The following is a 14,290-nucleotide window of genomic DNA, read 5'->3' on the forward strand; positions in this document are numbered from 1 at the left end:
CCACCTCTTATAAATATATTCCCTTTTTTATGTAGGTAGAAACATAGATTTATAAATAAAATGTATATAGAGCACACTAGGTTTTACGGAATATGATTCTGAAGAGAATTTTAAATCAATTTCTTATTTCATCAATTCGAAAGTATCTCCTAAATTTGTATTTATAAATTTTTAACGAACTCTTCTTTTATACTTAATATCTCTATACTAAAATAAAAATATGTTTAAGTGTGTTGACAATTTGTCAACACACTTGTATATTAAGCAATGAAATTATATTAGGTAGGAGAATACAATGAGTGATAAATATTTAACTGGAGAACGATTGAGATATATATTAGACAAAGAAGGCATGTCAATGAGGCAACTTGCAAAAAGCTCAAACATTAATGTATCTACTATTTCTAGAATTATAAATGGCAGACGAAAGCCAACATTATCACATTTACAAAGATTATCCGAAGTTCTTCATACCTCTGTTCAAGATTTATTGGGAGAAGAGAAGGTATCTTTGTATGAAAAAGAAAATATCGCATTACAAGAATCATTTTATACCGTTCAGTCTACATTGGGACAAGTAGGTAATACGCATGATTTATCGATACAAGAAATCGACAAGGAATTAAAAAAGTACATACAATTTGTGCAAACAGAAGAGGGAGAATCTACTGTATTAGCAAACTACAAAGACAAGCGCTCCAAATTAGGAGATTTTAGTGGTCCGTATTTGCAACGATTAGAAGAAATGTTTTTGCGATTTTCTTCTAAGAAAGGGACCACAAAGCAATTAATTCTTATGGGAAGTGCGCTATTATATTTTATATTTACAGTGGATGTCATACCAGATTATTTATTTCCTATTGGATTTATCGATGATGCTATTGCTATTAATCTAGTAATGGGAATGCTTGAAAAAACACAATAATGTGAGGTGGGGTTAAAAGATGTAATGTAAGTGAGGGATTTTTATGCAAAAAAAGAATATATCTATTGATTACGGCATCGTTATTATCTTATTCTTGTTTTTCGTTATAAGTCTGATTGCTGTTTATAGTGGTTCGGGTCAATATGCACAAACAGAACCATTTTTTTTCGTGTTAAGACAAGTAGTATGGTATGTAGTAGGAATCTTAGTTATGATAGGTGCAGCTTATTTTGACTATGAGTTGTTAGAACGATGGGCGTTACCGTTATACCTAAGTGGAATATTTTTATTAGTGCTTGTTCACTTTTTTGGTACTACGAAAAATGGATCCCAACGCTGGATTCACTTAGGTGTGTTTGATTTACAACCATCAGAATTTGTAAAGATATTCTTAATATTATACTTAGCAGTTCTATTAAAAAAGTATGGTAAATCTCAGTTAGATTTAAAAGCAAGCCTTGTTTTAACAGGAAAAATACTTTTGGTGACGATGGTACCGTTTGTTTTCGTTTTTGTACAACCTGATTTAGGTTCATCACTAATTATTTTAGTAATTGCTTTAACGTTAATCATCGTTTCTCATATTTCCTATAAAGTAATTCTTATGCTTATTACTGCATTCGGGGCATGTTTGGCATTCCTTGTATTTACATTTACATATTTAAATAATGTATTCGAAAAACTTCTTAAACCTCATCAATTGGAAAGGATATATGGCTGGCTTAATCCCGGTGAGTACGCCTCTAATTTTGGATATCAGCTCTACCAAGCAAGAATGGGTATTGGTTCGGGTCAATTAACAGGGAATGGGTTTAATCAAGGTCAACAAGTGCAGCAAGGCAAGATTCCAGAGGCACATACAGACTTTATATTCGCCGTAATTGGAGAAGAATTTGGATTTTTAGGTGCAAGTATTTTAGTACTTCTATACTTTTTGCTTATTTACCGAATTATACGAGTAGCATTTCAATCAGAAACATTTTTTGGGGTTTATATATGTGTAGGTGTGGTTGCTTTGATTGCCTTTCAAGTATTTCAAAACATTGGAATGACGATAGGGGTGATGCCAATCACCGGAATAACATTGCCCTTGGTTAGTTATGGCGGTAGTGCATTATTAACGAACATGTTGGCAATAGGGATTGTTTTTAGTGTTCAAATTAGATCATCGAAAGAGTATCTATTTAGAGAGAAGGCACTGTAATTCTTAAAAGGAAGGGTGATGATATGATTAGAGATAAACTAAAAAGAATGGACTATTCATTAATCATTATCCCTATGGTATTAGCAATTTTCGGAATTATTATGGTGTATAGCGCAAGCTTTCCTTTTGCGTATGTACACTATGATAATTCAACTTTTTTTGTTCAAAGACAAATTCTATGGTTTCTAATCGGTCTAGTGTTTTTTGTATTCGCTACGCTTATCCCTATACATGTATACGGAAGATTAAGTCCAATTTTTGTACTGCTGTCTATCATATTATTAATTCTTGTATTACTTCCTGGAGTTGGAGTAGAAAGGAATAATTCGCAACGGTGGATACAACTTGGTTTCTTTCTATTTCAACCAACTGAAGCAATTAAGATATTTATGATTATATATTTTGCTTACATTTTTGCAAGAAAACAGTCATACATAGAAAAATTTCATAAAGGATTATTACCGCCGTTAATCATCTTACTAGTAGTATTCTTACTAATATTATCACAACCAGATTTAGGTACAGCAGCATTAATTTTACTCTCTTGTGGAATTATTGTTACTTGTTCAGGGGCAAGGTGGAGCCATCTATTGTTTTTAATCAGCACCGCAGTTGTCGGGCTTATTTATTTTGCATATTCTTCCCCATATCGTTTGGATCGATTAACGTCATTCCGCAATCCCTTTGACAATTTTGCTGGAGACGGTTATCAGTTGGTAAATTCTCTTACTGCAATTGGAAGTGGGGGATTGACTGGAAATGGGTTAGGGGCCAGCATTCAAAAGTTAGGTTTCTTACCAGAATCACACACGGACTTTATTATGGCCATTACCATTGAGGAATTAGGTTTACTAGGATTATTTATAGTTATTATAGCATACATGTTTATTCTAGTTCGGGGAATACAAATTTCGAGAAAACTTACTGAATCATTTCATCAATTTCTGGCAATAGGTATTACTTTTCAACTAATGATACAAATCATGTTTAATTTAGGAGCTGTTTCAGGCCTATTACCAATAACCGGTATAACACTTCCATTAATTAGTTATGGGGGATCTTCATTATTATTTACAATGATATCAATTGGAATATTAGTGAATCTATCTTCCTATGCAGAGGAGCAAACGGAAGAAAAAATTTAAAGATGGCAGGGAAAACTTCTTCTTCCTTGCCATCTTTATTTATTTCATTATGCATAGTAGAATTTCTATGCAGATGGTGTATTTTCGTATGTTATGGTTAATCGCTGTTCTTTCATATCTTCTACTTGCTCATTGAAATTAGTTACGACACGGTTGATTTTATAATTTAAAGTAAGGCCAATAGATACGTCATGTAACTGTAGAAGACGAGACTCACTTTGCAGAGAATCTACAATTTTTCCTTTTTGATCTTCTCCAACAATAACGTCTCCAATAAGTTTATAAAATTGATCATCTTGTTCTTGTATGTTATTCACATGTTTTCGTAATGTATCTTTTTTATATGAAAAATCTTCACTACTAAGTATACTCTCTGTAACAGTGATAGAGTGTAACTCACTCATAATTAAATCCTCCCGATTAAGTTAAACATATCAGAAACATGATCCTCTGCTTCAAATAAATCTTCAATAGACGTTCGGTACGTCTCAATATGTTTTTTCCCTTTTTCCACGGATTGTCGCATGTAGCTAATCTCCTCATCAAGATCAGCTTGTTCTAAAGGAAGAAATTCTTCATGGACATTAATTTGACGGACAGTCTTATTTAAGCGTGGAAAGTAAATGTGTTTTCTTAGTAAATCTCTATATAGACCAGGACTAGCTTCCATTTCATTTATCTTGGCCATAACTTTTTGTTTTTCTTCATTAAATGCGTTTTGAATTTCATCAGTCACTGCTTTTTCGAGGTTATTAATCATGGTGGATTTCTCTTCAAGAAGGGGAAAGCATTGTTGATACATTCGTAGTGCCGCAGATATATTAATTTGTATGTTTCCTCCTTTACTGGAGGTTAATACCATATCTCTTCCTAGATAAGATTTATTTCTGCCATCACCACTTAATGATGAAAGCATTTCTATCAGACTATGACTATCTGTAATTGCTTCTAAGTTGTGTAGAATATTACTATCCTGAATATTTTTGACGATTTCTGTGAATTTTTTCCCGTGTTGCATGATTTTTAAAATGGTACCAGAGTCTGCGCCCAATGTAGCAAATGGGTTATTCAAATCTCGTACACTTATATTTCTCTCTATTAATTCTTGAATCTCATTTAGTTCGTGCTGCAAATTACCGAACTCGGTGATTAATGTATCTTGTTGGTTCTTGGTAATATAACCAGCCTCATAGAGCCTTCCGAAAATTAATTCTGAGTTATCTGTTATGATTTTAATCTTTTCGTTTAATACCGGAACATTGTCGTTTAAGTTACGGATGACAGTATCTACTTCAGTAGGACTCGTAATATACCATTTGAAATAGTCCATACCACCACTCTTATCTTCAAATAATGAAGGGTTAACTCCAAGTAATTTCTCAATACCAGCATTCATTCCACCTTGCTCTGCTGCTATCGTGTAATCTATGGCCATTTCTTGAAAACTAACTATGATATCGTCGGGAATATCATCAACTATTTCACGTAAACCAGGAAGGGAAGGATTCGTATTAATATACTGAACGTCTCCTAATGTGAGAAAACCACGTATACCACTCACAGCGTACAGTGGGTCATCTTCAGAGATAAATTGCGTTATATTTTGTTCTTTGTCACTGTAGTAATCTTTCGCAAAATCGTGAAGTTCTTGAGGTGTGATGTCGTAGATGTCGTAAATTCCTTCTATGGAAAAAGCTTCTTCAAGAGATACTTGAAAATGTATGTCTAGTCTATACAATTGATAATAATTTGTCTGTGCTCCGTTAATACTAAAGACTTCATCAAAAGTGTTAAATACTAAATGAGCAGTTGTGTTATTATTATGTGCTAATGAATGTGCGAGTCCTATTGTATTAGTGTTATTATCTATATCAAATTCAGTATAAGCATCGTTGGTAAAGTTATTAGTGGCAATTGCTTGATCACTTGATTGTCCTGCAAACATTGCTTTTAAATTATATTCCCAGTCTTGTATATCTTGAGTGCCTTGAGAAATTACATATACTTCTTCTGTTTCTCCTTTATTAATATAAATAGCAGTACCGTCATAACCTGATTGTTGAACTTCTAGATCATTTGACTCGGATGAGTGAAATATCTTCAAGTCTTCATCGAGTAGTTTTCCAGTTTCTTCTAAAAAAATTTCCTTTACCTCAATTTCAAAATTATTTTTGGCTTTTTCTAAAGGTATATTTTGTAGTGCTTTAGGAGAAAAATGCTTATATTCTAAGTCTATAATTCTTGTTTTAATTTCAGGGGTATTAAATAAATTTGGATTCATATAAGTCACTCACTTTTATAATCTTCAAATTTTATCGATTTAAATTGTTCAATGATACTATTTTTATGGTTATTTATCTTGACTTCGCAATTATTATCGTTCAATTCATTAGTACATTTTACGGTGGAGGTTATTTGAATTTGTTGATTATCATTCCATAATAATGAAACTAGCATTACCCTCTTATCGTTTATTTTATACTCCGCGACATCATATGTTTTTGAATTACTATCAATATTTTTAAATTCTAGGTCATAATCCGCACTCTGCGAGAGTTGCTTCTTACTACTATCTGGACTAGAGATAGCATTAAAGTAGTTGAATGTATGACTTATAAATATATCATTAATTGCTTCTCTATAACCTATAACTAGTGTTTCACTACGGTTATCTGGACCAACGATATGACTTTTTTCGTCTATAAGCATCTTCTCTGGAAAGTCCATCGTAAAACTTTTTGACTTGGAAAAGAAAGGGTAGAATCCTTCACGCACAGGCTCTATGGATTGTATAAATTCACGGGTGAATTCATCTTGAAGAGCTGGAACATCGGCTAAATCTTCAGCTTTCATTTCAGAAGGAGACGTATTTTCTTCTTTATCATTATTCATACCACAACCTCCTAGGATAAATAAGACAATTAATAATATCCACATATATTTTTTCATGAGGCATACCTCCAACATAGGTCTTAATCTTCATCGTATATAAGTATATAGATTATATACCCGGAATCAACAAAAATAAGTAAAAATTATGAAAATAATACAAGTGTCGTAAGTATTATTGACTAAAAGAGGTGAAAGTGAAATGAATTAATTTAAGTTTGTTTTAAAATCATTTACTTTCATTATTAATTACATCTATGGTTTTTAATATTTCAATAATATTATCTTTTTCTTTGTTTACATGTTCTTTACATTGATTCGCTTCAGTACAGGTGAAACTTACGTTAAGGTGGATTTGGCCATATTCGTTCCAAATTAATGCTGCTATAGAATAAAGTTTTTCATTAAACTTGTAGTCTGCAATGGATAAATTGGTTTCATTATTTGTTTTTATATCTTCAAAATTTAAATCTCTGCCGTGGCTAAGTGAAATTGTATTTTTACTGTTTTCTTCGACAGGCTCTCCTCTATAATAGTGTAAAATATAATTTGGATATACTTCTAAATTTCTATTAGAAGATCCCCAAGTAATAGTTTCGCTTCTATTGTCCGGACCAACTATATGACTTTCAATATTTACAATCATGTCCTGTGGAAAGTCCATCGTAAAACTCTTTGACTTGGATAAGAAAGGGTAGAAACCTTCACGCACAGGTTCTGTGGATTGTATAAATTCTCGTGTGAACTCATCTTGAAGGGCTGGAACATCGGGTAAGTCTTCAGCATTTATTTTAGAAGGAGGTAAGTTTTCTTCTTGATCATTATTCATACCACAACCACCTATAATTATTAAGACAGCTAATAGTAACCATATACATTTTTTCATGAAGCATTCCTCCAACATAACTTATCGTCTTCACCACATATAAGTATATAGATGATATACCCCAAATCAATGGAAATAAGTAAAAATTATGTAAACAAAAAATACAGATATCACATCTGTATTTTCTACAAACAACTATTCTTTTTCTATTTTTGCATCTGTAATAATTGGATATGCCATTCTATCAATGCCTTCAAAAGTTCCAGTTACCTGAACATTATCATCTTCTGTCCATTCTTCAATTGAATCAATAACAATAACATAAATATCACCTTCTGCATCTTCAATGTGAATATGGTTACTTTCTTTCAAAGTAAATGCTTCATGTTGTACGTCTTCACTATCTGAGCTTTTCATTACATGTGTTTGTTGGTCTTCATTAATTTTTTTTATTTTTCCATGCAAATTAACCGAAGTACCACTCGAAATAATCTCGTCATCAGCGTGGTCACCTAATTCCAGACTATTCAACATTTTCCTGTAGTCTGCTTCAACCGTTTCATTATTGCATGCAGCTAACAAGGTAAAACAAATTAGTAAAAGAACGATTATTTTCTTCATGATAAATATTTACCTCCGTTTATTTGTTATACGTATTGAGACTTGGCTTGTTTGAAAAGAATACAGAATATCTCTGTGGCTACTCTTGCTGATTCACTTCCATTGCTGCTCTTATTCCTGATTGAATAGCACCTTCTATCCAGCCGTTAAAATTAGAGGTGTGGTCTCCAGCAAAATGAATTCTCCCTTCAGGTTTCTTGATAATGTCTTCCGTAATTGCAGCACCGATTAAAGGAGTTAATAGGGTGAAACATCCAGCTGAATATGGATTGAGACTCCAGTTGAAATATACTGAACGAGAGAATTGTTTGTATACTATATTCCCATATATTTGAGCAAGATCTCTTAAAATCATTTGTACCATAAGGGTGGGAGTCGTACTAGTCCAGAGTAGTGCATCTTCACCCCAACTATAGCTAGCTAATAAAACAGCTGGTCCTTTCATGCCTTTACCATAACTAGGTATGTAAGAAAATCTACTTGGGAGGTCAGAGATAGCATTTCCCATATTTAAACCTTCCCAGAACCTTTCTTTGAATTCGATGCCTATTTTTACAGAAGGTATATGAAGTAATTGACGGATAATCTGCCATTTTTCAAAAGAAATAGATTCATAGGGGGTTACATCAATAAATTGAAATACAGAGAAGGGCGAAGTGTTAATTACAAAATCTCCTTTATAGGTTTGTTTTTTATCAGTTTGGACAGTAATATGTGAAGATGACTGACGAATTGCGATGACCCTTTGTTCTGTTTTTATATTTTTTTCCAGCTGCTTAGAGATAGAATACGGCAATCGGTCATTTCCGTTGTTGATAGCATCGAAATGAACGTTATCTACGGTTAAAGGCTCTAGAATATCAGTAATGACATCTACAAAACTACCTTGTGGAAATCCCTCAAGTCCAGAAATTATTCCAATTAATCTTATTGCATTTGGAGAAAGGGATGGACCTAATGGATTATTTTGTAAAAATTCTCCAATAGAATAGCCTTTATATTTCTCTTCTAGTAATCTTTGTCCCTGTTCATTACTATTTGTATATAGTTCGACAAATGGATCAATGGCTTCTTGAAGAAGTTGGTCCGCGGTTTTTCCTTTTTCATGATCAGGTAGGGGGAAGTTTAATATGTCAGGATTCGCTTCATACGCTTCTCTAGTCGTTCGAATATTATTAACAAGGATGATATCTTCAGGAGTTTCGTTTATAAATGGATGAAGTTTAAGAGCGAATTTTTTGATATACGCATGTACTAGTCGATGATAATTAGGAATTCTCATAGCGCCAACATCTAAATAATTTCCTTTTGTTAATGGTTCACGTATTGTGTAAACTCTTCCTCCAATACGTTTATTTGCTTCAAGAATCACTACATCATGTCCAGCGTCCTTTAGTAAATGTCCGGCAACTAATCCAGCTAAACCAGCACCAATAATAATAATTCGTTTTGGAGTACTTTTCTCCTCGATACCATTATCGATGATTTGAAGATAATCTTCGGGGTAACGTAGTTGTGTTGGTTCTCTTGTGTTCATCTGATTACCACCTTTTTTAGAACATCATATGAGTTACCTGTGCCTTATATGCTGAATAAATAGGATGAGTCGGGTAAGGATTTGTTATAATTGGTATCACTATAGTATAAGGATGTGGGAATAGAATGAATGCATATCCATTGTTTATAATTAACGTAGAAGCTGCTATCTATAATAGAGGAAAGTGGTTGATTATAAAAAGAAGTGAACAAGAAGCACATGCGGGAGGTTTATTATTTCTTGTAGGCGGTAAAGTAGAGCATTCCGAGATAGAGATAGATATAATCGAAAACGCGTTGAAAAGGGAAGTAATGGAAGAAGTCGGAATTGTCATAAATAATCCCGTTTATATTTATAGTAATTACTTTACATTTGATGCAGATAAACATGTAGTTAATATTGTCTTTGCTTGTTTATATCAAGAAGAAAATGGGAGGCCAATTATTAACAGTAAGGAAGAGATTGATAAGATAAAATGGATGAGCTCTGAAGAAATTAATCAAAATAGTAATGCACCAATCTATTTAAAAGAAAGTATTCAACGATGTGAAAATCGAATGTTCCATATTTAAATCAATTAAGGCCCAGTTATTTGTAGTTTAGTATTTGGGCCTTCTTTGATTTATCCACTACTTTTTTTACCTATCCCAATTCCATAATTCTACCCCGTCTAATTCTTCATTCTGAACAAAAGGTAAGTCCTTAAGTTTTTTAATTCTTTTACTGGACCTGTGACAACTGCGCCATAAGTGATGAACCCTTCTTTTTTGATGTATTGATATTGTGTTTGTAAATGTTTTAAGTCAAGAAAAATAGTATGACAGTAACTCTCTGATTGATCGAGAAGAGTTCTATATTTTTTTATTGATTGTTTTCTTCGACATAAAAGAGGGTATTCACCTTTTTTCGACAATGAAAGGACAATTCTTGTCGAAGAAAATTTATAAATTTATTGAAGAAATTTATCTGGGAACTTTCGTAATAATGAATAATAGATATAAAGGATGATTTTTGTATTGGTATTTTGTTTTATTCTGAATATAAAAATAATTCTTAATTCCTGTTGATTTGTTTTGTGAAAAGTAGACTTAGTCCTTCGTATTCATTTTGCACTCCAAAACAGATTTACAACATATTCCTACAACATTTTCAAACAAGGTTTGCTAAAGTCTAGTTAGCAATTACAAAAACTACATTACTTCAAAATTTGTTTTATCGAAGGAAGGGGGAATGACGAATTTTGAAAGTGCTTTTCATATCGACTTAAGGGAGGTATACAGATGTTCCGTAAATTCTTTCTATTATTTCTATCAATCGTATTAACCTTCACGACTTTACCGATGTCAGCGCTTGCCGAACAAGAAGATGAAATACAGACGATTATAGATAATATGTCTGTCGAAGAAAAAGTAGGGCAATTGTTTATTGTCCACGTGTATGGACAAACTCCAACTGATTCAAATTATGAATCAACAAATCTCACAAATAACCGTGGTGGTAAGAACTTTCAAGAGGTAATTGAAAATTACCATATTGGAGGAATCATTTACTTCAATTGGTCACAAAACATCGGTACCCCATTAGAAAAACAACAAGTGCATGATTTATCAAATGGACTACAAGATATTGCCTTGGCACAAGAATCCGAAATACCGTTATTTATTTCAACAGACCAAGAAGGTGGTATCGTACAGCGAGTGATTTCCCCTGGTACGGTATTCCCGGGTAATATGGCGATTGGAGCTACAAATTCAATAGATTTTGCATCCAGAAGTGGTGAAATTCTAGGAAAAGAATTGGATGCTTTAGGTATTAATATGAATTTTGCCCCAACTGTAGATGTTAATCTTAATCCTGCTAATCCAGTCATTGGTGTGCGTTCTTTTGGTGAAAATCCAGTGATGGTATCACAATTGGGAGCAGCACAAATTACAGCATATGAAAATCAAGATGTCGTAGCTACGGCGAAACATTTTCCTGGGCATGGTGATACGGATGTAGATTCTCATTATGGTCTTCCAGTTATCGATCATGATTTAGATACTTTACATGAGGTTGACTTGCCTCCATTTCAAGCAGCAATTGATGCTGGGGTAGGGGCAATTATGACAGGGCATATTGTTGTTCCGGCATTAGATGATTCTGGATTACCTGCGACATTATCCTATCCGATATTAACTGAACTGCTCCGGGAAGAAATGGGATTTGAAGGGTTGATTATTACGGATAGTTTAGGAATGTCTGGAGCAAATGTTGTTCCACCGCATCGTGTAGCAGTTGAATCTTTTTTAGCTGGAGCTGATATTTTACTAAATCCTCCAGACGTACCTGTAGCTTATGAAGGTGTGATGGATGCTGTAGAGTCAGGGGAGATTAGTGAAGAACGATTAAATGAATCGGTGTATCGAATTCTTTCTGCAAAAATGGAGTATGGATTATTTGAAGATCCATATACAGAGAGTAGTAAATTAAATGTCATTGGTTCAGAGTCACATCTCAAAACAGCTAGTGAAATTGCAGAGAAAAGTATTACTTTACTAAAGAATAATGGAGATGTCTTACCGCTTCAAGAAGGGGAAGAAGTTTTTATTACTGGTCCTTCAGCTGCATTTCCAAATAAGATAGCAAATCTTTTAGGAGAACAAGATATTAATAGTACACATTATAGTACTGCAACCAGTCCAACAGATAATCAAATTGAAGAAGCAGTGGATAGAGCGGTTACAGCAGACAAAATTGTTGTTACAACCTATACTGCTAATACAAATGAAAGACAACAAATGCTAGTGGAAGCATTGCAAGAACTGGATAAACCAATTATAGTGTCTGCTCATCGAAATCCGTATGATTTAATGGCATTTCCCAATGTTGATGCTTACCTTAACTCGTACAGCTATTTAGATGTTTCGTTAGATGCGGTTGCTGCTTCGTTAATCGGGGATATTAATCCTTATGGAAAATTACCGGTGACAATTCCAGATTTAAATGAAATAGGAGATGGCATTGATTATGTCGGTGCGGAAAGTGCTAATGATATTAAAGCACTCGTAGAAGAACTCCATACAAATGAGGAATTAAATTCCGAAGAAGCGAAGAAGGCGTTAGAAAGACATTTAACGGCAGTGGCTCAATTTGAAAAGACAAATCAATCAACGAAAGTTATCAAACATTTGAAGAGTTTTCAAACATTAATAGATCATTACAATAAACAAGAGGCATTTAGTAAAAAGGCGTATAACTATCTAGAAACTACTAGTCTTCGTCTGATTGACCAATGGGAAGACTAAAAATAATGCCAAGCAGTAAAGGAAGAAAAATATGTTGTTTCAATCATTAATAAAATTATCTATTCTCTTTTGCTTAGTACTCTTGACGCTATTACAAATTCATTCACCTACCTCTGCAGTATTTTCCGATTCCATGGAAATTCAAGGAAAAATTACTGTTGATAAAGAGGAAAGAGAAAAAGAAACTGAAGAAACTAAATCAATAGAAGAAAATGAAATAGAAAAAGATAAATTAAACAGTGAGAAAGACAATCAATCTAAAGAAAAAGAAGTTCAAGTAGAGGAAGATACAACACAAGATAAGCAATTACCTTCTGAGGAAGGGAATGGGAATCATCATGAAGAGGATGAGACTAGTTCGGACATGGATGAAGAGGAGAAAGAAACGAATAAAAAGGAATCTAGTGAAACAACGAATTCCGAAGATGAAATAGAGGAAGATTCATAGATTAGGGAGGGGGTGAATGCTATGCGTATATCTGGTATTTTTCGAAAAGTCGGTAAATTTATATTCACATGTAGTTGGGTAGTATTAATAGCCTTTTTAGCTTTAGCACTAGTATCAAAAGCAAATGGGAACGATGGAAGTATTTTGGGATATCAGGTGAAATCGGTACTATCTGGTTCAATGGAACCTGGTATCCAGACAGGGTCCATCATTGTTATTAATACGAAGACGAGCGCAACTGACTATCAACGTGGTGATATTGTTACATTTACTGGTGAAGAAGGGATGTTAATTACTCACCGAATTCAAGAGATTCAAAATAGTGGAACGCAATTTATTACAAAAGGGGATGCAAATAATGGTCCTGACGTGAGTCCTGTTCCAGTATCGAACATCGTCGGTGAATATAGCGGCATTACCATTCCTTATGTAGGATATGTGCTGCATTTTGCCACCACTGCACAAGGAGCAGCACTATTATTTATTCTTCCAGGAATATTATTAGTTAGTTATTCGATAATTACTATTCGAAATGCATTAAAAGAAGTAAAACAATTAGTAGAAGAGAAGACAGCTTAAAAAATGAGGAGGAAATTAAATGGATATTAAAAAGAAATTAGGAACAGGTATTGCTTCAGCGGTATTAGGATTAACGCTTATTGGAGGCGGAACTTATGCTTATTTTAGTGATTCTGTAACCACAAATAATACGTTTGCTGCAGGTACAATTGATTTAGGGGTGGATCCTACAGAAATTATATCCGTTGATAATATTAAACCTGGTGATGTAATTACACGAGATTTCGAGTTGCAAAATAATGGAACACTTGATATTGAGAAAGTGTTATTAGATACAGACTATACTGTAGTTGATGCAAACGGTGATAATTCAGAGGACTTTGGTGATCATATTCGAGTGGAATTCCTTTACAATGCGGACAAGCTTGATGAAGTTATCTATGAAACTACTTTGGCAGAATTAAAAGAAATGACACCTGAAGCAGTCAATGAAAATGTATTTTATCCTTTACTAGGTGAACAAGGTCTTCCGGTAGATTCAATTGACGATTTAGTTGTTCAATTTCAATTTGTAGATAATGGTGAAGATCAAAATCAATTTCAAGAAGATTCACTAGAATTGTCTTGGACATTTACAGCCTTACAAACAGAAGGCGAAGATAAATAATAGTAGATAGAAGAGGTTGGGACATAAGTTATTTGGTCAAAAGACGAATGAAAATTAGCTAAGCGTAAGAAATATACGAAGACTTATTGAAAATCAAAAATCGATTTTCTGCGTGCGATGCTGTCGAGGTCTTCCTTGTCCTGTAAGAGGAAGGCTCACCAGCTGCCGCTGGATAAGCGGAGTAAATTTCTGAAGTGGTTTCTCAAAAACCAAATCATTCGT

At 33.6% G+C, this 14,290-nt stretch carries 15 protein-coding genes; 8 read left to right on the plus strand and 7 right to left on the minus strand.

The genetic code is table 11. The features are described 5' to 3' along the window. Positions 1-295: 295 nt before the first annotated feature. The 3 genes from AQ616_RS11875 to ftsW are packed head-to-tail and all read left to right on the plus strand — an operon-like array spanning position 296 to position 3,274. On the plus strand, positions 296-925 hold the full coding sequence (locus tag AQ616_RS11875; RefSeq protein WP_017796425.1) for a helix-turn-helix domain-containing protein: 630 nt from the start codon (positions 296-298) through the stop codon (positions 923-925). Between the two features lie 43 nt (positions 926-968). Next, positions 969-2,129: a rod shape-determining protein RodA gene (rodA, locus tag AQ616_RS11880; RefSeq protein ID WP_017796426.1), complete on the plus strand. Its 1,161-nt coding sequence runs from the start codon at positions 969-971 to the stop codon at positions 2,127-2,129. Between the two features lie 23 nt (positions 2,130-2,152). Next, complete coding sequence (ftsW, locus tag AQ616_RS11885; protein ID WP_017796427.1) at positions 2,153-3,274, plus strand: putative lipid II flippase FtsW; 1,122 nt, start codon at positions 2,153-2,155, stop codon at positions 3,272-3,274. Positions 3,275-3,339: 65 nt separating this feature from the next. On the opposite strand, the gene AQ616_RS11890 is transcribed toward ftsW, so the two are convergent. From AQ616_RS11890 to AQ616_RS11915, 6 genes are all read right to left on the minus strand, one after another. Next, the gene (locus tag AQ616_RS11890) at positions 3,340-3,678 is read right to left on the minus strand and encodes a hypothetical protein (protein WP_017796428.1); all 339 of its coding nucleotides are present in this window, start codon (positions 3,676-3,678) and stop codon (positions 3,340-3,342) included. Between the two features lie 2 nt (positions 3,679-3,680). After that, entirely contained in the window at positions 3,681-5,555 is a 1,875-nt protein-coding gene (locus tag AQ616_RS11895) for a DUF6792 domain-containing protein (RefSeq protein ID WP_069685870.1), read from the minus strand. A gap of 5 nt (positions 5,556-5,560) precedes the next feature. After that, the gene (locus AQ616_RS11900; RefSeq protein ID WP_230199322.1) at positions 5,561-6,166 is read right to left on the minus strand and encodes a hypothetical protein; all 606 of its coding nucleotides are present in this window, start codon (positions 6,164-6,166) and stop codon (positions 5,561-5,563) included. Positions 6,167-6,392: 226 nt separating this feature from the next. Beyond that, positions 6,393-6,992 (minus strand): hypothetical protein, encoded by a 600-nt coding sequence (locus AQ616_RS11905; protein ID WP_240490501.1) that lies wholly within the window; start codon positions 6,990-6,992, stop codon positions 6,393-6,395. Between the two features lie 192 nt (positions 6,993-7,184). Further along, positions 7,185-7,610, minus strand: coding sequence for a hypothetical protein (locus AQ616_RS11910; RefSeq protein ID WP_017796432.1), 426 nt, complete (start codon positions 7,608-7,610; stop codon positions 7,185-7,187). Between the two features lie 79 nt (positions 7,611-7,689). Beyond that, entirely contained in the window at positions 7,690-9,147 is a 1,458-nt protein-coding gene (locus AQ616_RS11915) for a flavin monoamine oxidase family protein (RefSeq protein WP_069685872.1), read from the minus strand. Positions 9,148-9,272: 125 nt separating this feature from the next. Here AQ616_RS11915 and AQ616_RS11920 point away from each other — a divergent pair, with 125 nt between their 5' ends. After that, complete coding sequence (locus AQ616_RS11920; RefSeq protein ID WP_084822476.1) at positions 9,273-9,719, plus strand: NUDIX hydrolase; 447 nt, start codon at positions 9,273-9,275, stop codon at positions 9,717-9,719. A 98-nt stretch (positions 9,720-9,817) separates the two neighbouring features. Here the strand turns inward: AQ616_RS11920 and AQ616_RS20205 are convergent, their stop codons facing one another. Next, a complete protein-coding gene (locus AQ616_RS20205) occupies positions 9,818-10,060 on the minus strand; it encodes an anti sigma factor C-terminal domain-containing protein (RefSeq protein WP_168156643.1) in 243 nt (80 codons plus the stop codon). Positions 10,061-10,427: 367 nt separating this feature from the next. Between AQ616_RS20205 and AQ616_RS11925 the strand changes: the two genes are divergently transcribed. Genes AQ616_RS11925 through AQ616_RS11940 form a run of 4 tightly spaced genes read left to right on the plus strand, consistent with a single transcriptional unit; the run spans position 10,428 to position 14,068 of the window. After that, a complete protein-coding gene (locus AQ616_RS11925) occupies positions 10,428-12,434 on the plus strand; it encodes a glycoside hydrolase family 3 protein (protein ID WP_069685873.1) in 2,007 nt (668 codons plus the stop codon). A 31-nt stretch (positions 12,435-12,465) separates the two neighbouring features. Further along, positions 12,466-12,882 carry a hypothetical protein gene (locus AQ616_RS11930; protein ID WP_069685874.1) on the plus strand — a complete coding sequence of 139 codons (417 nt, stop codon included), beginning with the start codon at positions 12,466-12,468 and terminating at the stop codon, positions 12,880-12,882. A gap of 21 nt (positions 12,883-12,903) precedes the next feature. Further along, positions 12,904-13,461 (plus strand): signal peptidase I SipW, encoded by a 558-nt coding sequence (gene sipW, locus AQ616_RS11935; RefSeq protein WP_017796437.1) that lies wholly within the window; start codon positions 12,904-12,906, stop codon positions 13,459-13,461. 19 nt (positions 13,462-13,480) lie between these two features. After that, complete coding sequence (locus AQ616_RS11940) at positions 13,481-14,068, plus strand: CalY family protein (protein ID WP_069685875.1); 588 nt, start codon at positions 13,481-13,483, stop codon at positions 14,066-14,068. Positions 14,069-14,290: the final 222 nt, after the last annotated feature.

Source organism: Oceanobacillus sp. E9 (assembly GCF_001741975.1).
Taxonomy (GTDB): Bacteria; Bacillota; Bacilli; order Bacillales; family Amphibacillaceae; genus Oceanobacillus; species Oceanobacillus kimchii.